The sequence below is a fragment of the Halomonas sp. DP8Y7-3 genome (assembly GCF_019801675.1).
In the GTDB taxonomy this organism is placed as follows: Bacteria; Pseudomonadota; Gammaproteobacteria; order Pseudomonadales; family Halomonadaceae; genus Halomonas; species Halomonas litopenaei_A.
Window position 1 is genome coordinate 418,798 of the sequence record NZ_JAHVIO010000014.1, and the last position, 24,867, is coordinate 443,664.

At 62.8% G+C, this 24,867-nt stretch carries 21 protein-coding genes; 7 read left to right on the forward strand and 14 right to left on the reverse strand.

Translation table 11 applies throughout. The annotated features are described in order from the left end of the window. Nucleotides 1-97: 97 nt before the first annotated feature. Both KUV86_RS16400 and KUV86_RS16405 read left to right on the forward strand, forming a co-directional pair. Nucleotides 98-1,000 (forward strand): LysR family transcriptional regulator, encoded by a 903-nt coding sequence (locus tag KUV86_RS16400; RefSeq protein ID WP_222238091.1) that lies wholly within the window; start codon nucleotides 98-100, stop codon nucleotides 998-1,000. A gap of 238 nt (nucleotides 1,001-1,238) precedes the next feature. After that, a complete protein-coding gene (locus KUV86_RS16405; RefSeq protein WP_222485629.1) occupies nucleotides 1,239-2,411 on the forward strand; it encodes a PLP-dependent aminotransferase family protein in 1,173 nt (390 codons plus the stop codon). Nucleotides 2,412-2,447: 36 nt separating this feature from the next. Here KUV86_RS16405 and KUV86_RS16410 read toward each other — a convergent pair whose 3' ends face one another. Beyond that, the gene (locus KUV86_RS16410) at nucleotides 2,448-2,963 is read right to left on the reverse strand and encodes a GNAT family N-acetyltransferase (protein ID WP_222485631.1); all 516 of its coding nucleotides are present in this window, start codon (nucleotides 2,961-2,963) and stop codon (nucleotides 2,448-2,450) included. 108 nt (nucleotides 2,964-3,071) lie between these two features. Continuing rightward, the gene (locus KUV86_RS16415; protein WP_222162939.1) at nucleotides 3,072-4,247 is read right to left on the reverse strand and encodes an NAD(P)/FAD-dependent oxidoreductase; all 1,176 of its coding nucleotides are present in this window, start codon (nucleotides 4,245-4,247) and stop codon (nucleotides 3,072-3,074) included. Between the two features lie 330 nt (nucleotides 4,248-4,577). Here KUV86_RS16415 and KUV86_RS16420 point away from each other — a divergent pair, with 330 nt between their 5' ends. Beyond that, nucleotides 4,578-5,744 carry an efflux RND transporter periplasmic adaptor subunit gene (locus KUV86_RS16420; RefSeq protein ID WP_222162938.1) on the forward strand — a complete coding sequence of 389 codons (1,167 nt, stop codon included), beginning with the start codon at nucleotides 4,578-4,580 and terminating at the stop codon, nucleotides 5,742-5,744. Then, nucleotides 5,744-8,857, forward strand: a complete 3,114-nt coding sequence (locus KUV86_RS16425) for an efflux RND transporter permease subunit (protein ID WP_222485632.1) — start codon at nucleotides 5,744-5,746, stop codon at nucleotides 8,855-8,857. The genes KUV86_RS16420 and KUV86_RS16425 overlap by 1 nt, the downstream gene beginning before the upstream one ends. A 9-nt stretch (nucleotides 8,858-8,866) precedes the next feature. Here the strand turns inward: KUV86_RS16425 and KUV86_RS16430 are convergent, their stop codons facing one another. The 5 genes from KUV86_RS16430 to KUV86_RS16450 form a co-directional block, all read right to left on the reverse strand. Beyond that, nucleotides 8,867-9,868 carry an ArsA family ATPase gene (locus tag KUV86_RS16430; protein ID WP_222485634.1) on the reverse strand — a complete coding sequence of 334 codons (1,002 nt, stop codon included), beginning with the start codon at nucleotides 9,866-9,868 and terminating at the stop codon, nucleotides 8,867-8,869. Nucleotides 9,869-9,910: 42 nt separating this feature from the next. Further along, nucleotides 9,911-10,159, reverse strand: a complete 249-nt coding sequence (locus tag KUV86_RS16435) for a cory-CC-star protein (protein WP_222485717.1) — start codon at nucleotides 10,157-10,159, stop codon at nucleotides 9,911-9,913. A gap of 35 nt (nucleotides 10,160-10,194) precedes the next feature. Then, the gene (locus tag KUV86_RS16440) at nucleotides 10,195-11,868 is read right to left on the reverse strand and encodes a carbon starvation protein A (protein WP_222485636.1); all 1,674 of its coding nucleotides are present in this window, start codon (nucleotides 11,866-11,868) and stop codon (nucleotides 10,195-10,197) included. 156 nt (nucleotides 11,869-12,024) lie between these two features. Further along, complete coding sequence (locus KUV86_RS16445) at nucleotides 12,025-12,474, reverse strand: VOC family protein (RefSeq protein ID WP_261397675.1); 450 nt, start codon at nucleotides 12,472-12,474, stop codon at nucleotides 12,025-12,027. A gap of 201 nt (nucleotides 12,475-12,675) precedes the next feature. Beyond that, on the reverse strand, nucleotides 12,676-13,194 hold the full coding sequence (locus KUV86_RS16450) for a hypothetical protein (protein WP_222485638.1): 519 nt from the start codon (nucleotides 13,192-13,194) through the stop codon (nucleotides 12,676-12,678). Nucleotides 13,195-13,426: 232 nt separating this feature from the next. Between KUV86_RS16450 and KUV86_RS16455 the strand changes: the two genes are divergently transcribed. After that, a complete protein-coding gene (locus KUV86_RS16455) occupies nucleotides 13,427-13,858 on the forward strand; it encodes an STAS/SEC14 domain-containing protein (protein ID WP_206936909.1) in 432 nt (143 codons plus the stop codon). A gap of 291 nt (nucleotides 13,859-14,149) precedes the next feature. On the opposite strand, the gene KUV86_RS16460 is transcribed toward KUV86_RS16455, so the two are convergent. From KUV86_RS16460 to KUV86_RS16490, 7 genes are all read right to left on the reverse strand, one after another. Beyond that, entirely contained in the window at nucleotides 14,150-15,310 is a 1,161-nt protein-coding gene (locus KUV86_RS16460; protein ID WP_222485640.1) for an alpha-hydroxy acid oxidase, read from the reverse strand. Nucleotides 15,311-15,333: 23 nt separating this feature from the next. Further along, nucleotides 15,334-16,365, reverse strand: coding sequence for a 2-hydroxyacid dehydrogenase (locus KUV86_RS16465; protein WP_261397676.1), 1,032 nt, complete (start codon nucleotides 16,363-16,365; stop codon nucleotides 15,334-15,336). Between the two features lie 26 nt (nucleotides 16,366-16,391). After that, nucleotides 16,392-17,330: a dihydrodipicolinate synthase family protein gene (locus KUV86_RS16470; RefSeq protein ID WP_222238081.1), complete on the reverse strand. Its 939-nt coding sequence runs from the start codon at nucleotides 17,328-17,330 to the stop codon at nucleotides 16,392-16,394. A gap of 115 nt (nucleotides 17,331-17,445) precedes the next feature. Further along, nucleotides 17,446-18,567 (reverse strand): mandelate racemase/muconate lactonizing enzyme family protein, encoded by a 1,122-nt coding sequence (locus tag KUV86_RS16475; RefSeq protein ID WP_206936904.1) that lies wholly within the window; start codon nucleotides 18,565-18,567, stop codon nucleotides 17,446-17,448. 190 nt (nucleotides 18,568-18,757) lie between these two features. Continuing rightward, nucleotides 18,758-20,275 (reverse strand): tripartite tricarboxylate transporter permease, encoded by a 1,518-nt coding sequence (locus tag KUV86_RS16480; protein WP_224852046.1) that lies wholly within the window; start codon nucleotides 20,273-20,275, stop codon nucleotides 18,758-18,760. A gap of 77 nt (nucleotides 20,276-20,352) precedes the next feature. Beyond that, entirely contained in the window at nucleotides 20,353-20,913 is a 561-nt protein-coding gene (locus KUV86_RS16485; RefSeq protein WP_222485642.1) for a tripartite tricarboxylate transporter TctB family protein, read from the reverse strand. A 61-nt stretch (nucleotides 20,914-20,974) separates the two neighbouring features. After that, the gene (locus tag KUV86_RS16490) at nucleotides 20,975-21,946 is read right to left on the reverse strand and encodes a tripartite tricarboxylate transporter substrate binding protein (protein WP_222485644.1); all 972 of its coding nucleotides are present in this window, start codon (nucleotides 21,944-21,946) and stop codon (nucleotides 20,975-20,977) included. 339 nt (nucleotides 21,947-22,285) lie between these two features. Here KUV86_RS16490 and KUV86_RS16495 point away from each other — a divergent pair, with 339 nt between their 5' ends. Both KUV86_RS16495 and KUV86_RS16500 read left to right on the forward strand, forming a co-directional pair. After that, a complete protein-coding gene (locus tag KUV86_RS16495; RefSeq protein ID WP_222485646.1) occupies nucleotides 22,286-24,061 on the forward strand; it encodes an IlvD/Edd family dehydratase in 1,776 nt (591 codons plus the stop codon). 104 nt (nucleotides 24,062-24,165) lie between these two features. Next, entirely contained in the window at nucleotides 24,166-24,858 is a 693-nt protein-coding gene (locus KUV86_RS16500) for a GntR family transcriptional regulator (protein ID WP_206936897.1), read from the forward strand. The last annotated feature ends 9 nt before the right edge of the window (nucleotides 24,859-24,867 follow it).

A 24,867-nucleotide genomic window follows, 5' to 3' on the forward strand; every position in this document is an offset into this window, starting at 1 on the left:
AAACCTGGTCATTGATGGTGTCAACGAAGGCTAAGTGACAGCAGGAAATAGCGGCAATAGACTGGCGGTTGAAGCTACCTTGACCCTAGGGTTAACCATGAAATCCATTGCCGATCTCGAATTCTTTGTCTACCTGTGCGAAGCCGGCAGCCTGTCCCGCGCCGCCAAGGACCTGGATATCACTCCCGCTGCGGCCAGCAAGCGATTGGCAAACATGGAGAAAGCGCTGGAGACTCAGCTGTTTTATCGCACCCCGCGTGCGATGAGTGTGACGCCGGATGGGGTGGTGATGCTGCGCTATGCCAAGCGAATGCTGGCCGATATGGCATCACTACAACGCGCCCTGAAGGTCAATTCCGACGACACCTCGGGACAGATTCGGATCAACGCGCCTTTCGGTTTTGGCCGCCGACATATCGCCCCTTTTGTTGCGACGTTTGTCGAACAATATCCCGGTATCGACTGCCAGCTTCAGCTATCGGACCACCCGCTCAACCTGGTGGCCAATGCCTTTGATATCGGCATTCGCTTCGGCAGCCTGCCTGACTCAGGACTGCATGCCCGCAAGATCGCCTCACATCGCCGCCTGCTGTGCGCCTCGCCAGCCTATCTGGACCGACACGGCCATCCCCGAACACCGGAGGAACTCAGCGATCACAACTGCATCGTGCTCAGGCAGAACGACGACACCTACGGCAACTGGCGCTTTACCCGCGGCGAGCGCCACCATCAGATCAAGGTCCGCGGCAACCTGTCCGCCAACGACGGTGAGAGTGTCCTGACCTGGGCGATGCGCGGACACGGCATCGCCGTAAGGGCAGAGTGGGACGTGCACGAGCATCTGGCACAGGGACGACTGGTACAGGTACTGCCCGACTATCAGCTCCCCAACGCCGACATCTACGCCGTCTATCCCTACGCCGACCACCTGCCCACCCGCATTCGTCGCTTTATCGACCACCTGGTCAGCGAGATGGAAGCTCTGCCCTGTGCCCGATAGCCCCAGCCGCTGCTCCCGCCCCCCGCTCCACGAGACGCGATAGAAAAACGGCCCGCCCTTTCCGCGACTGTACCTGTTCGCTACTGACGGCTTCCCTCCGCGCGTCCCTGCGCCTTTAATCAGCAAAGGGGGATAACGCGCAACGCGCTTCGTTCGACCAGTGGCACGCTCGTCGCCAGTCTTCTTACACGGGATCTCGCCCCGCATCTCGCATGGAATACTTCAGAGGACTCACTGCATGACGTTTTCAAAGCGCGCACAGCGCCTTACTGGCTCTTCCATTCGTGAAATCCTCAAGATCACCGAGCGACCTGACATCATCTCCTTTGCCGGTGGGCTCCCCTCTCCTGCCAGCTTTCCGGTCGGCCCGCTCAAGGACACGGTGATGAGGGTGCTTGCCGACGCTCCCGAGGCAGCCCTGCAATACGGTCCGACGGAAGGTATTGCGCCTCTACGACAGTGGGTCTCGAATCGTTTTGCCTCTCGCGGGGTCGCGCTCGATCCGGACCGAGTGCTGATCACCAGCGGATCTCAGCAAGGACTGGACCTCATCGGTAAATGCCTTATCGACAGCAACAGCAAAGTGCTGGTGGAAACGCCCAGCTACCTGGGGGCACTCCAGGCGTTCTCGCTCTATCACCCGCGTTTCTGCGCGATGCCTTCCGACCATGTGGGCATCGATGTCGACGCGCTTACGCCAGAGCTACTGAACGACGCACGGCTGCTGTACTGCCTGCCTAACTTCCAGAATCCCACCGGACGCTGCCTGCCACTGCCACGCCGTCAGGCACTGGTCGCCAAGGCCAAGGATGCTGGCGTGGCGGTGGTTGAAGATGATCCCTACGGCGAGCTGTCCTATCGCGGGGAGACGTTACCCAGCCTGCTGTCCTACGATCCGGATAACGGCATCTACCTGGGATCGTTCTCGAAGGTACTGGCACCCGGTCTGCGACTGGGCTACATCGTGGCGCCGCCCTGGCTGTACCAGAAGCTGGTACAGACCAAACAGGCGGCCGATCTGCATAGCCCGAGCCTCAACCAATACCTTGCCTACGAACTCGTCAGGGACGGTTTTCTCGAAGTCCATATCCCAAGGATTCGCCAGCTCTATCGCGACCAGTGCCAGCTGATGCTATCGGCGTTAGAGCGCCATTTTCCTGCCACCGCGAGCTGGACCCGACCTCAGGGGGGAATGTTCATCTGGGTGACGTTACCCGAGGCCATCGATACCCAGGCGCTGCTGGCTTCGGCGATAGATCGTGGGGTGGCTTTTGTCCCGGGCGCGCCCTTCTTTACCGAGAACGCACCGACCAACACGCTACGGCTATCCTTCGTCACCGTATCGGCAGAACGCATCGAGGCAGGTATTCGCCTGCTGGGTGAACTGATCCAGGCAGAGCTCGCCAGGTGATGCCGAGCGCCGAGCCATGTTCTTCCTGGACAGACTTCACCTGCGTCCAGGTTCGGAGTAGGCATCCGGCCGATATCGCTGCCACAGGTAATTTGGCTGGTTGACGGGGGTGAAGCCCAGCCCTTCATAGAGCCATGATGCGGAGCTGGTCGCCAGCAGGATGCGCCGAAGCGGCGCTACTTCTGTGCTGTGCTCTCCAGGGCAGTTCACTTCAGGGCAGTTCACTTCAGAGCCATTTACCTCAGGGCTATTCAGTAAAGCCAGTGTCAGCCGCTTTCCCAGGCCCTGCCCACGATGGTGGCTATCGACAAAAACGTCGCAGAGATAACCAAAGGTCGCAAAGTCGGTGACAAGCCGCGCAAAGCCTACCTGCTGAGTCCCGAGATAGGCGCCTGCACACAGGCTATGGTCGATACTGGTGCTGACACGCGCCAATGAAATACCCGCAGCCCAGGAGGATGTGGTGAGAAACGCATGGACAAAGGCAACATCTAGCCGAGCTTTCTCCAGCGAGATGACAATGGCATCAGAAGAATTGTCACTGTGACCCATGGCGCGACCAGTCGTGTAGTGGAGGTGCTCCTACACTATGCGAGGGGCGCCATCATCGACCAATGCTGGCTATGCACCAACGACTCGCAGCCGCCGCAGCACGGCGAGTTACAGCGACTGCCCGCAGGCGACGGCACTGGCCCATGCCCACTGGAAGTTGTAGCCGCCAAGCTCGCCGGTCACATCCAGGACCTCACCGATAAAGCGCAGCTGCGGCAGGCCCTGGACCTCGAAGGTCTTCGAGGAGATGGCGTCGACCGCCACGCCCCCCATGGTCACTTCCGCTGTGCGCCAGCCTTCAGTGCCGGCGGGCTTGATGCGCCAGCGGTTGAGGGATTCGGCCCAGGACGCGAGGCTTGCGTTGGAACGCTCGGCCAGCACGCCATCATCCCCGTGCCACTCCACCAGCGCCTGAGCCAGGCGCTTCGGGTAGCGCTCGGACAGCCAGGTCGACAAGCGCCGCTTCGGCGTCTCTCGGCGGGCGATACACAGCGCCTCAAAGGCGTCTTCACCGGGGAGCAGGTCAATCTCTAGGTCATCGCCGGGCTGCCAATAGCTTGATATCTGCAGCATGGCAGGGCCCGACAGCCCGCGATGGGTGAACAGCAGCGGCTCGCGGTACTCGCCACCGCGACAGCGGGCGACGACATCCGTCGACAGACCCGACAGCGCCGAAGCCCGCTCCTTCCATTGCGATGTCAGGGTGAACGGCACCAGGGCCGCCCGAGTCTCGGTGACCTCAAGCCCAAACTGGCGGGCAATATCGTAGCCAAAGCCACTGGCACCCATGGTCGGAATCGACAGGCCTCCTGTGGCGATGACCACGGCTCCCGCCTCGATGCGACCGGCCGAGGTCGTCAGGCGCATGCCTTCCCCCTGGCGTTCGATGCGCTCGACGCGGGTCTTCAAGCACAGCTCGACACCGGCCCAGTCACACTCGGTCAACAGCACGTTGAGCAGATCCTTGGCGGAGTCGGCGCAGAACAGCTGACCGGGGGCCTTTTCTACGTACTCCAGACCATGCCGCTCTACCAGCTCGACAAAATGGTCGGGGCGATAGCGCTTGAGGGCCGAAATGCAAAAGTGCGGGTTCGCGGAAAAGAAGTTGGCAGCGGAGGTCGCCATATTGGTGAAGTTGCAGCGGCCGCCGCCTGACATCAGGATCTTCTTGCCCGGCTTGTTGGCGTGATCGATCACCATGACCGAGCGACCGGCGTAGCCGGCCGTGAGCGCACACATTAACCCCGCGGCACCCGCGCCAATGATGACCACATCCACCTTCATACGACTGCTCCCCACACCCTGACAAAGCCGCCAATACTAGCAAACAGTGCGCCATGAATCGCCCAGCTTCGACGCCCTGACGTCACGCTCTGCCGTCTCGCGGGTGAAACGGGCGTGTGCAACGCTCTGTTGTTATCCGGCGAACGACTTGCGAAAACAATGTGCAAGTGCACCAGGCTCGGGCTATCAACGCCATGTCTCCGGCATGCTGTCGCTATACTCGGACATTCTGTCACTCAAGGTGACCCACCCGTTTCGTTGTCACGCTCCGCCGAAGGGCTGCCGGGTGTCGACGCCGCTGCTTCGCCCATGTTTATCAGGACGATTACCATGCCACTACGCTTACCACGGTCACCTTTCTTGCCGAAAACTGCATCACGGCACCGGAAAGGCTGCCTGGCATGGGCCAACGCCCTGCTCCCGGCGCTCGCTCTGTTTGCTACCCCCTCCCACGCTCAGCAGGCCCCCGGAACCACACCCCAAGGACCACCGCCGACCCCGATCATCGCTGCAGAGGTGGTGCTAGACGACTGGTCAGACCCGCTGGAATCTCTGGGCACGCTGTCCGCCAATGAGAGTGTCACCCTATCGGCCACGGTGACGGACACGGTGTCGGCGATCAATTTCGAGGGCGGTGAAGAAGTCAGCCAGGGCGATATTCTGGTGGAGCTATCCGATACCGAAGAGCGTGCGGCCCTGCGCGAGGCCCAGGCCTTGCGTACCGAGCGCCAGAACGCAGTCAACCGGTTCGCCCAACTGCAAAGCCGCAACCTGGCGCCGCGAGCCGATGTAGAAGACAGTCGTGCCCAGCTGCAGCAGGTGGATGCCACCATCGCCGGGTTCGAAGCCATGCTCGACAACTACCGCGTCCGCGCGCCCTTCGACGGCGTGGTCGGGGTACGCGATATCAGCGTGGGTACCCTGGTCACGCCGGGCACCGAGCTGACCACCCTCGACGACATCTCGCGCATGAAGCTCGACTTCGACGTTCCTGAGGTGCAGCTGGGTTCGCTATCGCGTGGTCTTAGTCTGTCCGCGACGACCGCCGCCTATCCAGAGCGTGTATTCGAGGGCGAGATCGCCACCATCGATTCTCGAGTGGACCCGGTGAGTCGCAGCATCACCGTGCGGGCTCTGCTCGACAACGACGAACGACTGCTGCGACCAGGAATGCTGATGCGTGTGACCATTGCCCGAAGCCCCCGCCAGGCGCTGGTCATTCCCGAGTCGGCCCTGGTCCCCGAAGGCCAGCGCCAGCGGGTCTGGGTGTTGCCCTCAAGGGAGGACAGCGACGTGGTGCAGCGAGATATCGAAGTCGGCTCTCGCCGCGAGGGCGACGTCGAGGTCATCGACGGACTCGAGGCTGGAGAGCTGGTCGTGACCCACGGCAACGATCGACTGCACGAGGCTTCCCGGGTCGAGCTGATCGGCATCGAGGACGAGACCACCAGCGTCAGCGACATCCTGCTTGAGCAGCGCCAGGAGGGCGACCGCTGATGCGCCTGTCCGATGTGTCCGTCCAGCGACCGGTGCTGGCCACCGTCATGGCCGCGCTGATTGTCGCCTTTGGCCTGCTTGCCCTGACCCGCCTGCCGCTGCAGGAATATCCCACCATCGACCCGCCCATCGTCAGCATTCGCACCGCTTACCCTGGCGCCTCAGCCGATGTGGTCGAGACCCGCATCACCCAAGTACTGGAGGAGCGTATCGCCGGCATCGCCGGGATCGAGGTCATTTCCTCTACGTCTACTGACGGCAATTCGAACATCAACGTCGAGTTCAGCCTGTCCACCGATATCGACGCCGCCGCCAACGACATGCGCGACCGGATCTCTGGCGCCGCCGACAACTTGCCCGATGAAGCCGACCCACCGGAGGTGCGCAAGGAAGACACCAGCTCCGAGGTGGTGATGTGGCTGATGCTGTCCGGCGAGGGCTACACCACGGCAGAGCTGACCGACTACGCCGAACGCTATCTGGTGGACAGCTTTTCGGTCCAGGAAGGCGTTTCGGGGGTGTTCGTCGGCGGCGCCAAGGAATACGCCATGCGGGTGTGGCTCGACAACGATGCCCTGGCCGCCCGCGGGCTGACCGTCAGCGACGTGGAGTCGGCCCTGCGGGCAGAGAACGTGGAGCTGCCCGGGGGCGCGGTGGAATCCCAGGACCGCCAGTTCATGGTACGCCTGCCGCGCAGCTTCTCGACCCCGGAAGACTTCCGTGCGCTGGTACTGGACCGCGGCGAAGGCGGCTACCTGGTCAGGCTGTCCGATGTCGCCCGGGTAGAGCTTGGCACCGTCGAGGAGCGCTCGCTGTTTCGCGGCAACGGCAACACGGTGGTGGGGCTCGGCATGGTCAAGCAGTCCACCGCCAACGTCATGGCCCTGTCCAGTGCCGTGCGCGCCGAGATGGAGCGCCTCTCCCCTCGCCTGCCCGATGGCATGAGTCTGTCGCTCAACTATGACGCCTCGACCTTCGTTTCCGGTGCCATCCGCGAGGTGGTCAGTACCCTGTTGATCGCCATTGGCCTGGTGGTGGTGGCGATCTTCGTGTTTCTTGGCAACCTGCGCACCACCCTGGTCCCTGCGGTCACCGTGCCGGTCACCCTGATCGGCACCTTTGCGGCCCTGGCCGCCATGGGCTTTACCATCAACCTGCTGACGTTGCTCGCCCTGGTGCTGGCCATCGGCCTGGTGGTGGACGACGCCATCGTAGTGCTCGAGAACATCCACAGGCGCATGCACCTATATGGCGAAACGCCCTTGGTGGCTGCCTTCCGCGGCGCCCGCCAGCTGGCCTTTGCGGTGATTGCCACCAGCCTGGTGCTGATCACCGTATTTGTGCCGCTGAGCTTCATCCAGGGAGACGTCGGCAAGCTGTTCACCGAATTTGCCCTGACTCTGTCGGCGGCGGTGGCCATTTCCACCCTGCTGGCGCTGACCCTGACACCGATGATGGCCTCCAAGATCCTGTCATCGAGTCTCCACGAAGGGCGCCTGGCTCACCTTGTCGATCAAGGCTTGCAGCGTGCCCAGGGGGTCTATCGGCGCTGCCTCGAGGCGGTCCTGAAAGCACGCTGGCTGGTGGTGGCCTGTTTCGTCGCCATGCTCGCCGGCATCGCCTGGCTCTACCCCCAGCTACCCGCCGAGTACACGCCCAGAGAGGACCGCGGCACTTTCTTCGTCATCATCAGCGGTCCCCCTGGCGCCACCTTCTCCTATATGGAGGACTACATGGACGAGGTGGAGGCCCGACTGCTCCCGCTGCGCGAATCCGGCGAGGTCGAGCGCGTGTTGATCATCGCCCCCCAGGGCCGCGGCAATACCGAGAATTTCAATTCCGGCTTCAGCATCGTTGGCCTGTCGGACTGGGCCGAACGACGCCCCGCCTGGCCGATCATGAATGAAGTTCGCCAATCCCTGGCAGAACTGCCGGGCATTCGTGCCTTCCCGGTCATGCGCCAAGGCTTCGGTGGGGGTACCGAACAGGGCCTGCAGTTCGTGCTAGGCGGCGGCAGCTATGAGCAGCTGGCCACCTGGCGCGATGCATTGATGGACCATATCCGCCAGACCAACCCCAACCTGCTCAACCTGGAAAGTGACTACGAGGAGAATCAGCCCCAGCTCAACGTCAATATCGACTACACCCGGGCGGCGGACCTTGGCGTCACCGTCAGCGAGATTGGCCGCACCCTGGAGACCCTGCTCGGCGGGCGCACAGTGACCCGTTTCACCGATCAGGGCGAGGAGTACGACGTTATCCTCGAGGGTGAACGCGGCTCCAATCCAACGCCCAGTTCACTGGACAACGTGCGGGTGCGCTCCGATCGCAGCGGCGAGCTGATTCCGCTCTCAAGTCTGGTTACCGTGGAAGCCTTCGCCGGCCCCAGCCAGCTCAATCGCTACAACCGGCTGCGTGCGGTGACGCTTCAGGCCGACCTGGCCGACGGTTACTCCATGGGCGAGGCCCTCGACTATCTCGAAAATGCCGTCAACGAGGTGCTGCCAGCGGGCGTACAGACCGACGTCAAAGGGGCGGCCCGTGACTATCGGGAGTCCACGGGCGCGACCACTTTCCTGCTGGTGCTCGGAACGCTGGTGGTGTTCCTGGTCCTGGCGGCCCAGTTCGAGAGCTTTATCCACCCCCTGGTGATCATGCTGACGGTACCGCTGGCCATCGGCGGCGCCCTGCTCGGGCTGTGGCTGACGGGACAGTCCCTCAATATCTACAGTCAGGTAGGGCTGGTCATGCTGGTGGGGCTGGCGGCCAAGAACGGTATCCTGATCGTCGAATTCGCCAATCAGTTGAGAGATGAAGGCATCGCCTTCCGTGAAGCGCTGATGCGAGCCGCCATGACTCGCCTGCGGCCCATCGTGATGACCTCGGTGACCACCATCGCCGGCAGCGTACCCCTGATCCTGTCCAGCGGCGCCGGTGCCGAGACCCGAATGGTCATCGGCACGGTGATCTTCACCGGCGTCGCCGCCGCCACTTTCTTTACGCTGTTCGTGGTACCGGTGGCCTACGACCTGATGGCACGGCGCACCGGGTCTCCCGGGGATGTGGCGCGCAAGCTGGAGCGCGAAATGGAACAGTCGCCGGAAGCCCACTGAAGCAGAACGTCACAGGCCCGCTTGCTCAAGACAGCTGGCCAGACGCTCCAGGGCATCGACACCCTGGATATCAGTGGGCAACCAAGGCACCCGGGGACGCGGCAAGTGGGCAAAGGTCTCATCGATGCGGCTCAGGTAGCTCTGCTCCTGAGCGCGCCGGGATGCCAGGAAAGCGCCATCGGCCTCTTCCGGCAGCACCCGGTTGACCAGGGTCGCGGCTACCGGAATCGCGGCGTCTTCCAATGACGACACCGCCCGTGCGGTCTCCAGGATCGGCAGGCGCTCCGGGGTCAGCACGAACAGGAAGCCATTGTGCTCGGGGTCCTGAATCCGCCGCCTGGCCTGGTGGAACAAACGGCGCCGGGCGAGCAAGGTCTCGGCGATATCCCGGGTGCGCGGGTCATGATTCGCGTCGCCCCCCTCTTCCTCGAAGGGCGAAGCCAGGTCGCGCCGGGAGCCAGGCGTCAGATGGGCCAGCACCTTGCCCAGCCGCTCGGACTTGCGGCTATGGGCCAGCAGGCCGTCGGTCCAGGCGGCCATGGCTTCGGGCAGGCTCAATAGCCGCAACGTATGGCCAGTGGGCGCGGTGTCGAACAGCACCAGGTCGTAGGGCAAGTCATCGTCAACCATCAACCGTGACAGCCGCTCCAGCAGAGCAGCCTCCTGTGTGCCAGGGGACTGCCGCGAGAGGCGCATCTGGCGCTCAAGTTCATCCATCATGGCCGGCGCGGCGTAGCGGCGCATCTGGGCGGTGACCCGAGACAGATGTGCCTCCACCTCGCGCTCCGGGTCGATCTCCATGGCATCAAGACCGGGCAACAGACGCCTTGGCGTATCATCCAGTTCGCTGGCAAATACATCGCCAAGGCTATGGGCCGGGTCGGTGGATGCCACCAGCACCCGCTTGCCCCGCCGTGCTGCCAGCACCGCCAGGGCCGCTGCTATCGAGGTCTTGCCGACGCCGCCCTTGCCGCCGACCCACAGTCGGCGGCGGTTGAGCAGATCCTTCATGGTCCTTCCTTTTTCTCATCATTCCACAGCTCGTGGAGGCGCTCAGCAGCAGCGAAAATCATCCAGCGGAGAGTGTTCCATGCCCATGCGACGGTGCCAGTCGTGGAATCGCTCCATCAGCAAAGGCTGCAACTCCAGGGTGTAATAGCCCACTGGATTGGGCATACCCATCAGTTCCGAGAACACCAGCAACATGAACAGGTCGTCCTCGTCACGACGAGCCCGGGCGATGGCGCCGCGATACGGCGCCGAGTACCACTCTTCGGTGAAGTGGCGCGCCGATGCGAGCATGCGGCGCCACTGCACCGAGCGATCATCATGATCGCTCACGGCGCCTCCTCGCTGACTTCGCGACGCAGACGAATCAGTGCCGAAGCGCACTCCATGGCGACTAGCACCGAGGCGATCAGCACCACGATATCGAGTCCCAGCAAGAAGTAGTTGCCCACTTCATAGAAGCTCTTCAGCTGCGCCAGCAGCGCCAGCACGGTCACCACCAGCAGGAACACCAGCGGCAGCAGGGTGTACCACACCGGACGCTTTCTGCGCATCAGCATCACCGTGATCACCAGCAGGGTCAGGCCCGCCAGCAACTGGTTGGTGGTGCCAAACAGCGGCCAGATGATCAAGCCGCCAGAGCCATCGGCACCGGCGCCGAAGGCCAGTACCAGGCAGGACAGCACCGCCAGCAAGGTGGCAATGGCCGGCTTCTTCATCCACTCGATATGATAGATCTCGCCCCACTCCTGGAAGATGTAGCGTTGCAGACGCAGACCGGTATCCATGGTGGTGCCGGCAAATAGCGCCGCCATCACAGTCAGCAGGGTCGCGGCGGTAGCCTCAGGCAGGCCAATGCCGTTGTGGATGATGAACGCGCCCCCTTCGACGAAGGCGTTGACCCCACCCTTGCCGAAGGCGTCGTACATGGCCTGCCAGTCTCCCAAGGTGGCAAAACCCGCAGTGGCGGCAAGAATCGAGCCCAGCGCCAGCATGCCCTCGCCGACGGCACCGAAGTAGCCGACGAAACGCGCATCGGTTTCGCGATTGATTTGCTTGGAGGTCGTGCCGGAGGACACCAGACCATGGAAGCCGGAGATCGCGCCGCAGGCGATGGTGACGAACAACAGCGGGAACAGGGACGGCGTCCCGGCAGGCACATCGGCGTTGAAGCCAGGCACCACGATGGCAGGGTTGAGCAACGCGATGGCGCCGTAGAGGATAATCAGGCCGATAAACAGCTGCAGTCCATTGATGTAGTCCCGGGGCTGCAGCAGCATCCACACCGGCAGCAATGAAGCGATAGCCGCGTAGGCGAACAGCAGCAGAATCCATACCGCCTGGCCGGACATCACTCCCACTTCGGCGGGCATCTGGATCGGCACCGCAGGCCCAATACCGATCAGCGCGTAGAGCGCGATCACCCCAATCAGTGACACCAGCCCCAGACCGATGATCCGGCGATAGATCAACTGACCGATGATCAACGCCACGACGATGGCCCCCCACACAGGAATCACAGCGGAGGAGAACTTCATCAGCAGGCCGGCGATGACCACGCCGAACACCGCGTTGACCATCAACAGCAGCAGAAAGATGACGATCATGAAGATACTGCGGGCCCGAGTGCCCACCACCTCACCGGTGAGAGCCCCCACCGACTTGGCCTTGTTGCGCACGCTGGCCCAGATAGCGCCGGCATCGTGCACGCCGGCAAAGAAAATGGTGCCGAAGATGACCCACAGAAAGGCGGGCACCCACCCCCAGATAACGGCAATGGCCGGCCCGACGATCGGCGCCGCACCTGCCACCGAAGTGAAGTGATGGCCCCACAGCACATAGCGATTGGTGGGCACAAAATCGACGCCATCCTCAAACTCATGAGCGGGTGTCACGAATTCCTTGGATAGTTTGAAGACCTTCTCGGCGATGAACTTCGAGTACACAAAGTACCCGAGTGCCATCGCCACGAGCCCCAGAATCAGCACCAGCACAGCGCTCATGATCGACTCCCTCGATAGTTAGAAATGGCGACAAGGAGGGGTGCGGCCGATCGCAGCTGAGCAGTTCCGGCAGCGCCCCTCCCCCTAGATACCACCTTCAAAACTGTGCCAAAAACAGCATTTTAGATATCTGCCAGGATGGCGACCGAGATCAATTCACGGACCAGGTCTGCCGGATGGGCCTGGCCAGAAGGAGGGATGGTGGGCCACTTCCCAGAGGTGTCCATCGGGGTCGGCAAAGTAGCCCGAGTAGCCTCCCCAGAACACCTGTTGACCCGGTTTGAGCAGCGTGCCTCCCGCGGCTTTGGCCTGGGCCAGCACCGCATTCACTTCATCAACATCGCGAGCCATATAGGCCAGGGTCACGCCACGAAAGCCCTCGCCACCGGCATTGACCATCACATCCTCGGCAAGCGCGTTCCAGCCATAGAGGGCCAGCCACGTGCCTTGCAGGGTGAAGAAAGCGATCTTGGCGTCATCCTCCTCTAGACGTGGCCAACATAGTCCGTGCTGATAAAACTCGATGGCACGATCAAGCGATTGCACCCCGAGGGTAATCAGCCCGATACGCGGCTCCGGTGGGCGGGGTTCGACCTTTGGCATCATTCGACTCTCCATTCCTGACGCGTTACACGCCATGCTGAGAGCCTAGACGGGAAACCTTGCATGCTGGATGCGTCAACACCCGCCGTGCCGAAATGACACAGCGGGTATCTGTCGGGTATCGGTGTGGTTCAGTTTTTCGCCGTCTGGCTAGGCCATTCTCTGTGGTCCCGTCGGCGGCCTGGCTGGGTGCTGAAAACAGGCTCAGCCTTCAACGACCAGGGTGTAGTCCAGGGTCGGGTTAAGCGGGCAGGAATAGACGTACTCACCGGGCTCCAGGCTGATGGCAAAATCCTTGGTCTGTCCGGCGGCCAACCCGCCCCCTGATACGCTGGGCAGACGCGCACGGTTGACCAGCCCATCCCCGCGCAGCCAGAAGCCCAGTTCGTAGGGGACACCTTCGTTCTTGACCCGAAAGACGTAGTCGCCGGGGGTCAGGTGGATCACCTTGGACGCGGCCAGACGTGCCTCGCCCGTCTCATCATTAAAGGCCTCGCAGTCAGCCTTGCTGCGCGGTTGGACACCATGGTGGGTGCCGTTTTCGCTTTCCAGGAATTGACAGCCCACCTGGGTCAGCTCGATCACCCTGGGAGACGCGGCGTGGGACTCAGCGGCCTGGGCGGGAGCCGTCCAGCCGATCGTCCCGGCCAACCCGAGCGCCAACGCCCAACTCGCCCACCACCCCCTGTTGCCGCCGTGAACACTCGTTGCCCGAGCTTGCATAAAGGCCACCCTCGTTTGCATGATGATGAAGGCGAGGCAAGAGGCCTTCGCCCTGCTCCATCGTCGTCGCCAACCGACCAAGGGGCCTTACAGGTACAACGTCAGGCCTTTCCAACGTAAGCCCGCGCAGCGCCCGTCGCGGCCAGCAGCGACTATGCTGAACATGGTGCTCCAGGTTTGCTCCCGCGATCTGGCGACGCGCCCCCACCGTCCCCCGACAAGGAGATTTCCGATGCTCGAGCAGATTCCACATCCCGCTGATCATGTGGTGGCCATCCGTGCTGGTGGCACCGTGACCGCTCAGGAACTGCAGCAGGCCATCGACCTCATCGAAGCCGCCAAGAAGCGCTGCCCCAAGGTCAGCATGGTGGCCGAGCTTGATGACCTGCGTTGGATGACGCTGACCGCGCTGCTGCGAGACCTTGGCTACGGGCTGACGCAGATTGGGGAGCTCGACCACTATCATCGCGCCGCCGTGATCACCGACAAGGAGTGGATCAAGCACGTCGCCCATCTGGAAGATCGGCTGGTGAAGAAGATCGAGATCCGCACCTTTTCACACAAGGAGCGGGACGCCGCCATGGCCTGGGTCGCTGCGCTGCCGCCAGGCGCTGACGCAGCAAGCGAGGATGAGCCGGAACGAGATGGCTATCACGGCGCCTGACGGCAAGGATCCCTACGCGGCCCCAGCGCCCTGCTTTCCAGAGCCCTGCTTTCCAGAACCCTGTTCTCCAGAACCTCGCTTTCTAGAGACGTAGGGAAACACCGCATAAATGCGCTCGACACATGTATTCAGCGCTTCCGTGGTGAGAGCGGCGTGCAGAACGACACAGGGCGCTCGCTCGAGCGCCCTGTGTCTATCGTTTGCTATCGCTAACTCGCTGTGGCTATCCCGCTACCTCGTCACCGCTCCCAATCGTCCGGTCTTGCCGAGGAGCACATGACCTCTCTCCCCTCAGCCGCTCTTTCTCAATGAGTGGAGCCCCAGCTGGTCGAGCCGGGTGATGCCGAGCAGCGCCATGTTGCGCTCGATTTCCTCGCTCAACAGGCGTGTGGCGTGGGCCACACCAGCATGTCCTGCGACGCTGGCGGCGTAGTTGTAGGGGCGGCCGATAAAGACAAAGTCAGCCCCCAGCGCCAGTGCTTTCAGCACCTGGCCACCGCGCCGAAAGCTGCCATCGATCATGACCGGGATAGCGCCCTCGGTCGCCTCGAGCACTTCAGGAAGCATGGTCAGAGGCGCCACCGTGGCATCCAGCTGGCGTCCTCCGTGATTGGAAACGATCAGCCCGTCGGCACCGATGTCCCGCGCCCGACGCGCATCATCGGGATGCAGAATCCCCTTGACCACCAGCTTGCCCGGGAAGCGCGAGCGCACGTGCTCCAGGGTCGACCAGTCGAGATGACGACGCCCGGCAAAATCACGGGCCGCATGCTTGGCCAGTACCGGTACGCCACGGGTGGCAAAGTTGTTTTCAAAGTGAGGCACGCCATGGCGATACAGCGTTCGCAGGAAGGTGCCGAACAGCCAGCGAGGCCGCGTCACCCCATCCCAGGCGAGCCTGACACTGGGCTTCAAGGGGCTGGAGAAGCCCGCTCTGCGGTGGTTTTCAGGATTGGGCGGCACCGCATAGTCCACCGTGACCACCAGACGGGTATAGCCCGCCTGTATGACCCGCTCTAGCAAGGCGTCGATGCCTTCCAGGGTGCCTGGCAGATAGGCCTGGAACCACTCGGCACCGTGTGACTCGGCGAGCGCTTCCATGGGAATCAGGGACGAGCCGCTGACAATCATCGGAATCCCTGCTCGGCGGGCTTCATCGGCCAGCACCCGGTCACCCTGATAGGCAGTCAGGGCACTGATGCCCATCGGGGCAATCCCGAAGGGCTGGGCATAGCGCTGTCCCAGCAACTCCACTTCGGTGGAGGTCGTCGAGACATTCACCAGCGCTCGCGGCAGCCACTGATAACGATCGAAGGCCTCGCGACTGGCACGCGCCGTGGCGCCCTCTTCCGCGACGCTGGCCACATAGCCAAACAGCGGACGCGGCAAGTGACGACGGGCCACCCGCTCGAAGTCATCAAGGCTGTAGATGTCATCGAGACACCGCTTCATTCGCTCTCTCCCTTCCTTGTTGTTCACCGAGGGTCGTCGGCCAGGACACCGCCATTGACCGCGTCCACCTCTCCGCGTCCCGTCAGAGCATTGATCAGATTGGCGACCGCGCGCCCAGCCATGGCGGCACGCGTCTCATGGGTCGCCGAGCCAATGTGCGGCAACACCACCACATTGTCCATTCGGCATAGGGGTGAGTCGGGGTTCAGCGGCTCCTGTTCAAACACATCCAGCCCAGCCGCGCGAATCACGCCACGCTGCAGCGCATCGATCAACGCCTGCTCGTCCACCACCTTGCCCCTGGCCACATTGATCAAGGCGGCCGATGGCTGCATGCGCGCCAGCGCGTCGGCGTCGATCAGGTGGTGGGTGTCCTCCCGATACGGGACGCTCAAGCAGACGATCTCGGCACGCGCCAGCAGCTCGTCCAGCGAGCAACGCTCGGCCCCCAGCTGCTGCTCCAGAGACGGCTTGGGGGTGGAGGCGGCATACAGGACCGGCATGTTGAACCCCAGCGCGGCGCGCCTGGCGATGGCCGCCCCGATACGGCCGGCGCCAACAATGCCCAGCACCTTACCGTGCACGTCATGGCCGAAATGATGGGGGCCAACATGGTTCTGCCAGCGCCCCTCGCGCACCATGCAGGACAGCTCCACCAGCCGCCGTTGGGTGGCCATGATCAGGGCGAACGCTGTATCCGCGGTGGTTTCCGTCAGCACATCCGGCGTGTTGCACAGCAGGATACCGCGACGATTCATCGCCGCCAGCGGCAGGTTGTCGTAACCCACCGAAATGGTCGACACCACCTTCAGATGCGGTGCGCGCTCGAGTGCAGCGTCATCCAGCTCCAGCTTGCCGCCAATCAGGCCATGGGCCCTGGCCAGCGCGGCGTCATACTCGGCACGATTGCCGTCATGCAGCTCATCAAAGTAGTCGACCTGGGCCACCGCCTGCAGCGCGGCCAGGTGCGCCTCGCTCAATCTGCGCAGGGCCACAATCCTGAGGTCGTGTTGTGCCATAGTACGTGACATAGTACGTGCCATCGTGCTTGCCATGTTGATGCCCTCCTTCACGCATCCTGTTAGTGAGACACACGTTCGCTGTCCGGCATGCTGAACCCCTGAGCCTCGAGCGCTGCCAGCAAGGACTGCCGGCGCTGGCTATCCAGCTCGACCAGCGGCGGCCGCAGCCGGTGCCAGTCGTCGACACCCGAGAAGCTCGCCTTGGCGGCCTTCATGGCGGGAATCACCGGGTAGCTTTCGAACAGATCACGCACCTGGTTGAGGCCAGCCTGACGCTGGTCGGCGTCGGCGTCTTGCCACGCACCGGCAAGCGCTGCGATGGCCGCGGGGTTGACGTTGGCCGTGGCACTGATGCAGCCGGCTCCCCCTGCCCGCAAGGTATCGAGCAGGAAACGTTCGCTGCCCGCATACACCTCGAAGCCGTCAGCGGCAAAGCGCTCGATCAGGTTCAGGGTATGAGCCCAGTCCCCACCGCTGTCCTTGATGCCAACCACGGTCTGTGGGAAGGCATCACGCAGACGTTCGATCAACCCCAGCGACAGCGGGACCTGCGCCACCGGCGGAATATGGTAGAGGAACACCTTCAAGCGGGAATCGCCGACCCGCTCGATGACCTCGGCGTAGTAACGAAACAGCCCTTCATCACTGACGCCCTTGTAGTAGAACGGAGGCAACATCAGCACCCCAGCGGCCCCCATCTGCACCGCATCACGGGTCAGCGCCACACTGTCATCGATGGCGCAGTGGCCTGTACCAGGCATCATCCGCGCCGGATTCAGCCCGGCTCGCTCCAGACGGCTTAAAAGGTCGCGCTTCTCGGTGACACTCAGGGAGTTGGCCTCGGAGTTGGTGCCAAACACCGCCAGCCCCACACCGTGGGACTGGAGCCAACGACAGTGGTCGATCAGCCTCGGCGTATCCACGCTCAGCGACGATGTAAAGGGAGTAATGACCGGCGCCCAGGCGCTGCCCCGGCGTTCAGGATGGTTCGCGTTCATGATGTGGATTCCTCACGCTGTACAGGGCGGCAGATTGACGACGTCACATGCCGCTATTCCATGGCTAGACCGTGCCTCAAAAGCGGGCCTCAAGAGCGGGTCTCAAGAACCGGTCTCACGACCATGGCTCGCTGGCGTAACGCTCCAGCGCATCGCTGCAGAAGTTGAAGCCGAGCCCAGGGGTCTTGGGCAGCAGCAGGTTGCCGTCGGCAAACTCCAGCTGGGTATCGACCAGGCGGCGGAAGTTGAGCACCTGATCGTCGGCAAAGAATTCCACCATGCGCGCGTTCGGGGCCGACGCCACCAGGTGGACATGCAAGTCATGGAACCAATGGGGATAGACCTCGACGCCGAAGCTCGCCGCCGTCGCAGTGATTCGACGAAACTCGGTGATGCCGCCACAGACGGCGGCGTCGGTCTGCAGGATCATCGCCGCGTCCTGCTCCAGCAGCTCCTTGAAGCGCCACCGCCCGGCCTCGATCTCACCGGTGGCGACCGGCACCGGCGTCCGCTCTGCCAGACGGCGATGGTTGTCGATGTCATCAGGGCTGAACGGTTCCTCGATCCAGTAAGGGGCATAGGGCTCAGCCATGCGCATAAAGGCCAGCGCCGACGGCAGGTCTCGCCAGGCATTATTGGCATCGAGCATGACCGCCACGTTCGGCCCCACCGCTTCGCGCACCGCTGCCAGTCGGGCCTCCTCGCCTGCGAGATCGTCGCGCCCCACCTTCATCTTCACCGCCTTGAAGCCCTGCGCCACATAGCCGGCCATCTCCTCGGCCAGCAAGGCGGGCGTCTTGCCCTCCAGGTAATAGCCACCGCTGGCATAGGCCGGGACCGACTCGCTGTCGCTGGCCCCCAGATACTTGAACAAGGGCAGCCCGGCGGCACGGGCATTGCGGTCCCACAGTGCCGTATCCAGGATGCTGATGGCTCGCATCACCGAGCCACTTCGACCATGCAGCAACGACTCCTGATACATGGCCTGCCACACGCCTTCCGTGGCGTGGGCGTCGGCCCCCAACAGCACCGGCCTTAGCAACTCACGCACCGCCTGAGACACCAGTGCGCCGGCGTTATTGCCGCCGTAGCAGAAGCCGATACCCACCACTCCGTCATCGCCTTCGACCTCGACCAGTGCATAGTCACGCTTGAACACCTGGCGGTTGGAGAAACTGGTGGGATGATCCAATGGAACGCTGACGGTACGAGCACGAACATCGGTAATACGGGTCATGGCGAACTCCTTGAGACATTGTTGTTGGATCTGTCTGTTTCGGGCGTGTCTATTTCAGGCGTGTCTATTTCAAACGTGTCTATTTCAAACGTGGCTAGGGTCGATACCCGGCGATCCACCCTGGAGGACGAACGCCGGGGGTGGGCACTGTGCCCCGGCGCTCTAGCCGCGCTCTAGCCACGTTCTGGCGCTAGCCCGTGCGGCCCCGGCGTGAGGCGCCGGTCAGTCGTCCCCGCAGCCAGCGGAAGAAGGGCGTTGCCTGGAGGATCGACAGCACCGCGATACCCAGCAGCACCATGGCGATGGGACTGTTGAGGAAAATCACGGGACTGTTTTGACCAATCAGCATCGACTGCTGAAAGCTGGTTTCCATTACCGGCCCCAGGATCAGGCCAATGACCATCGGAGCTGGCGAGATACCGGCCTTGTTCATCCAGTAGCCGAACAGCCCGAACCCCAGCATCAGCCCTACCTCGAACAGACTGTTGTTGATCGCGAAGGCGCCGATCACGCAGAGCGTGATGATGGCGCAGGCGACGAAGCTGTCCGGCACCTTGGTCACGCCCACGCAGACACGGGTGAAGGCCAGGCCGACCGCCAGCAGGCCCACATTGGCCAGAATCACCGCCCAGATCAGGGTGTAGGTCACGTCGCCGTAGTCGGTCAGCAGGTTGGGGCCAGGCAGAATGCCCTGAACCATCAGCGCGCCGAGCAGAATCGCGGTGGAAGAACTGCCTGGAATGCCCAGGGCGATGGTGGGAATCAGAGCACCGCCGACAACGGCGTTGTTGGCGGACTCCGGGGCCGCGACCCCCGCGATGTCACCCTTGCCGAAACGGCTCTTGTCCTTGGCGAAGCGCTTGGCCTCGTTGTAGGCAAACCAGCTGGCGGTATCGCCCCCCGTGCCGGGGATCAAGCCAGTCACGATCCCGATACCGCCTGAGCGCAGAATGTTCGGCATCAATTGGCGCAGCTCCCTGAACCGCGGTACCAGGCGGTCGGTGATCTTGCTTGCCACCTTATCGTTGTCGTGGGCGTTCTCCAGCAGGATCAATGCCTGGGGAATCGAGAACAGCCCAATCAGCGCCACCGTGAACTCGATGCCTGAAAACAGGTTGATGTTGCCGAAGGTCATGCGTGGAGTGCCGGTGATCAGGTCCATGCCCACGGTACTGAGCAGAAGCCCCATCACCCCCGACAGCAGGCCGCTGACGATGGAGCCCTGGGACAAGGAACCAATGATGGTGATGCCAAGCACGGCAATGGCAAACAGCTCGACCGGGCCGAACTTGAGTACCAGCACGCCGAGCAGCGGTGCCGCCGTCAACAGCGCGACGCCGCTCATCAATCCCCCGAAGAAGGAGGCAAACAGCGAAATCCCCAGCGCCTTGCCCGCTTGCCCCTGCTGGGACAGCGGAAATCCGTCCAGCACGGTCGCAGCAGCCGAAGGGGTACCAGGGGTACGCAGCAAGATGGCGGCGATGGAGCCACCGTAGGAAGCGCCGACGTACAAAGAGGCCAGCATGCTAAGCCCGGTCGCCGGGTCCATGGTAAAGGTCAGTGGCAGCAGCAAGGCCAATGCCATGGTGGCGGACAGCCCAGGCATGGCGCCGACAAACAGCCCCAGCAAGGTACCGCCGAGGATCAGTGACACATTGGTCAGGGTGAGCACATTGCTCAACCCCACCATGACGAGATTTTCGTTCATAGGGTCAGGCTCCAGGTTCGCTCAGATGCGCTCAAGGCTCCGGCGAAGCGGATCACATTGGCAGGACACTATCCGGCTCATGACAGCGACGGCAGCAGCGGCACGGGCAGGCCCAGAAAGCCGATGAACACCAGGCACACCACCGTGATCAGCGCCGCGATACCGATCAGACTGAAGCGCAGCGATACGTGGCGGACCAGGACCAGCGCCAGGCCCATGAAGGCCGCCGTCGCGATCACGTAGCCCAGATAGTTGATGGCCTGGACGTAAACGACAGCCAGCGCGAACACCATCAGCGCCTTGACCGGCTTGGCGGGCGGTGTCTGGGTCTGAGCAAGGCCCGCGGAATCGATAGCGTCGGCGGTATCAGCTTCACCTGGTACGGCGGCGGGGTCATGGGCCTTCACATCTCGCAACTGACTGCCTTCTCGCGTCGGTCGATGACTGGCCTCGGCGGTCCTTGCCCTCCTGGCTCCGAGCACTTCCTGAGCGATCATCGCCAAAGCGAAGGCTGCCACCACCACTGCATAGATCAGCGGCATTCTTGCCGCAGCGCTGGGATATCCCAGCGAGGTGATGCCAAACAGCGCGGCAACACCGAGCGCCAGCAGGCCAAACAGCAGACGGCTAAGTTTCATCTTGTCTTCTCCCGATGATGTCGAGGGGGGGAGAGGCGCTCGACCTCTCCCACCCCTGCCATCAACCGTTGACGTCATCCTTGACGCTGGCCCAGATCTGCTCGAACTGACCTTCCATCTCCTCGATCATCCGCTGGTAGTCGTCACCGGTCTGGATATCCAGGTTCATGGCGCGCTCCTCGGCGACCTGCTTGAACTCGTCGTTGGTCTTGAGCGCCTCGAAGGCATCGATCAGCTGCTGGCGTGCCTCGTCAGGAATACCGGCGGGCGCGCTGTAGCCTCGCGACGACCCGGCCACCACCTCGATGCCCTTCTCGCTCAGGGTGGGCACATCCGGCAGCATCGACAGACGTTCACGAGAGAACACGGCCAGCGGGCGCAGGCTGCCAGACTGGATATGCCCGTAGACGTTGCCAAGATTGTTGAAACTGGCGTCGATCTGCCCGCCCATGGCCGCCGTGGCCGATGGGCCATCGCCCTGGAAGGGCACCTTCTGGAAGCTCAGCCCGGTGGCCTGCTCGATCAGGATGGTCGAGAAAAAGTCGTCTCCACCAACGCCGGAATTGCCGACCGTGATGGCGCCGGGACTCTGCTCAGCGGCGGCGAGAAAGTCCTCGACGCTCTGGTAGGGGCTGTCGGCCGGCACCACGATGATGCCGGGGTCGGTCACGACGTTGGCGATGGGCGTCAGCTCATCAATCGAATAGGTGATGCTGTCGTTCATGATGTAGTTGGTCATCAGCATCGGCGTATTGGTGATACTGATGGTCGTGCCGTCGGCCTCGGTCTGCTTGGCCAGACGCGTCCAGGCGATGGCCCCGGTCGCCCCAGGCAGATACTCGTTGACGAAATCGACCCCGAGCTGCTCGCGCAGGAAAGGCTGCGTCAACTGGGCCAGGGCATCGCTCCCCCCGCCCGCCTTGAAGCCCTGAAGTACCTTGATCTCGTCGCCGGCGAAATAGTCCGCCATGGCGGCGCCAGGCAAGAGCAGGGTCGAGAGGAGAATGGCGGCGTATGCTCCACGCTTGTTCATGGCTGCACCTCACGTGCTGTTGTCATTGTGTTGCGCTTGTTGTTGCGCTTGTTGTTGCGTGCGGTTCGATGTCGAGCTTTGGTCACGCCCTGGGGCGCTGGGTGTTATCGGGTCCGGCACCGAGCACATCGTGATTGCCAACATCAACGTAGTAGGTTGCCAATAAAATTGTCAATAATCTTGTTAACCATCTTTTCTCGTCCTAATCTTGCTGCAACGAGAGGCGGGAAGGACCAGTGACACCCTTCCCTGTCACCTCCCTTCGGGAGCGATAACAACGCCAAGGTAAACGCACGCTATCGCTCACCCGTCAGCACCCAGAACTGTGAGGACCCCACCATGAGCCAGGACTCCGACAACAACCACAAGAGTGCCACCCTGGGCATGTCCAACCGCTTGACCAATTATGGCGATGCCGACTTCTCGCTCTTCCTGCGCAAGGCCTTCATCAAGGGCATGGGCTACACCGACGACGCGCTGTCCCGGCCGGTTATCGGCATCGCCAATACCTACAGCGGCTACAACGCCTGCCACGGCAACGTCCCTGGGCTGGTCGAGAGCGTCAAGCGCGGGGTCATGCTGGCCGGAGGACTGCCCGTGGAGTTCCCCACCATTACCCTGCACGAGTCCTTTGCCCATCCCACCAGCATGTACTTGCGCAACCTGATGGCACTGGATACCGAGGAAATGATCCGCGCCCAACCGATGGACGCTGTCGTACTGATCGGTGGTTGTGACAAGACCGTGCCGGCCCAGCTGATGGCCGCCGCCAGCGCCGACATTCCCACCGTCCAGCTGGTGACAGGCCCGATGCTGTCCGGCTCCCATCGTGGCACTCGTGTCGGCGCCTGCACCGATTGCCGGCGTTACTGGGCGGCCTACCGTGGACAGGACATCGATGATGCGGAAATCAGCGAGGTGAACGACAAGCTGGTGCCGACGGTGGGGACCTGCTCGGTGATGGGGACCGCCAGCACCATGGCGTGTCTGGCCGAGACCATGGGCATGATGCTGCCCAATAGTGCGACCGCTCCGGCGGTCTACGCTGACCGTCAGCGAATCGCGGAACAGTCGGGGGCCGAGGCCGTGCGGCTCGCCAAGGAAGGCATCACGCCATCGCAGATTCTCACCCCCGAGGCCTTCGAGAATGCCCTGCGGGTGCTGCTGTCACTGGGTGGTTCGACCAATGCCCTGATTCACCTGACGGCCATTGCCGGACGACTGGGCATCGACATCGATCTAGAGGCCTTCGATCAGATGAGCGCGCAGACCCCTGTGCTGGTAGACCTGAAGCCCTCTGGCGAGGGCTACATGGAAGACCTTCACCGGGCGGGTGGCTTGCCCACCTTGCTGCGTGAGCTGGGGCCGCTGCTGCACCTGGACGCACCGACCATCAACGGTCGTACGCTAGGCGAAAACATCGAGGCGGCCGTGCACCTGATCGATCAGCCGGTGGTCCGCCCTCGCTCGCGCCCCATCTATGCCCAGGGCGGCATCGCCGTCTTGCGCGGCAACCTCGCGCCCAGCGGCGCCATCATCAAGCAGTCTGCGGCGTCTGCCAGCCTGATGCAGCATCGCGGACGAGCGGTAGTGTTTCACTCGCTGGAAGACCTGGCCCAACGCATTGATGACCCTGAGCTCGACGTCAATCCGGACGACGTGCTGGTGCTGGCCAACATTGGCCCCAAGGGAGCGCCGGGAATGCCGGAGGCGGGCTATATACCGATTCCGAAAAAGCTTGCCGCCCAAGGGGTCAAGGACATGGTACGGATCTCCGACGGGCGCATGAGCGGCACCGCCGCCGGCACCATTGTCCTGCATGTGTCGCCGGAGGCTGCCGAGGGAGGCCCCCTTGGGCTGGTGCGCGATGGCGATATCATCACCCTCGACGTGGCCGCCAACCGGCTGTCGCTCGAGGTCGATGAGCAGACCCTGGAAAGCCGTCGTCGGCAGCACAGTCCAGCCGCTGCGGACACGGGCGCTTTGCTCGGCTATCGTCGGCTGTTCATGGAGCAGATCCTGCAGGCTGACCAGGGCTGTGATTTTGCCGTATGTCGCCCTGAACTCCACTGTCGCGTGCCGCGCCGCAGTGCCCAGACGCCTGACCAGCGGTGACAATGCCAGACCAGCGGTGAAGGCGCTCGCCGCTATTGGTAGACTAGACGAGCATCGTCCTCGCGCCGATGCTCGACCGCCACCACCATCGCAGGGGACGCGAGATGAGCCGATCTAGTGTGCAGGATGCTGACGACCTCGAGACTCGGCCAAGTGCCGCCAGTGTGGCTGAGGAGATAGTCGGCAGTGTAGAAGAAGACATTGTGCTGGGGCGCCTGCACCCGAAAGAACGTCTGGTGGAAGAGGATCTGATCGAACGCTTCGACTGCAAGCGGCATGTCGTGCGTCAGGCACTGTTCCAGCTCGAGGATATTGGACTGGTCGAGCGCATCCGCAATCGCGGCGCCTTCGTCAAGGCCTATACGCCGGAGGAAGTGGAACACCTCTACGCCATGCGCGAGATTCTTGAGCTGGCCGGCGTCGACGCCCTGCCCTTGCCGGCTCCGAGCTCTTGGCTTGACGAGCTCAGCGAACTGCACCAGCGCTACAGCGCTGCGGTGGACGCGCAGGACCTGCGCCGTGTCTTTCACCTCAACATCGCCTTTCATCGGGCTCTGTTTGCGGCGACCGGCAATCCCTACCTGGCTGACACGATCAATGAATTCGCCCAGAAAGCACACGGCATTCGCTTTATCGCGATCGCCGATAGTGACAGTCTCTCCAGGGCGCGGCATGAGCACCAAGCGATGATCGACGCCATCCGACATCAAGATCGCGACGCCCTTCGCGAGCTGTGTCGCCAGCACCTGCTCCCGTCGAAAAATCGCTACCTTCAGCTGCATCCAACCCGCCGCTGACACTGGACC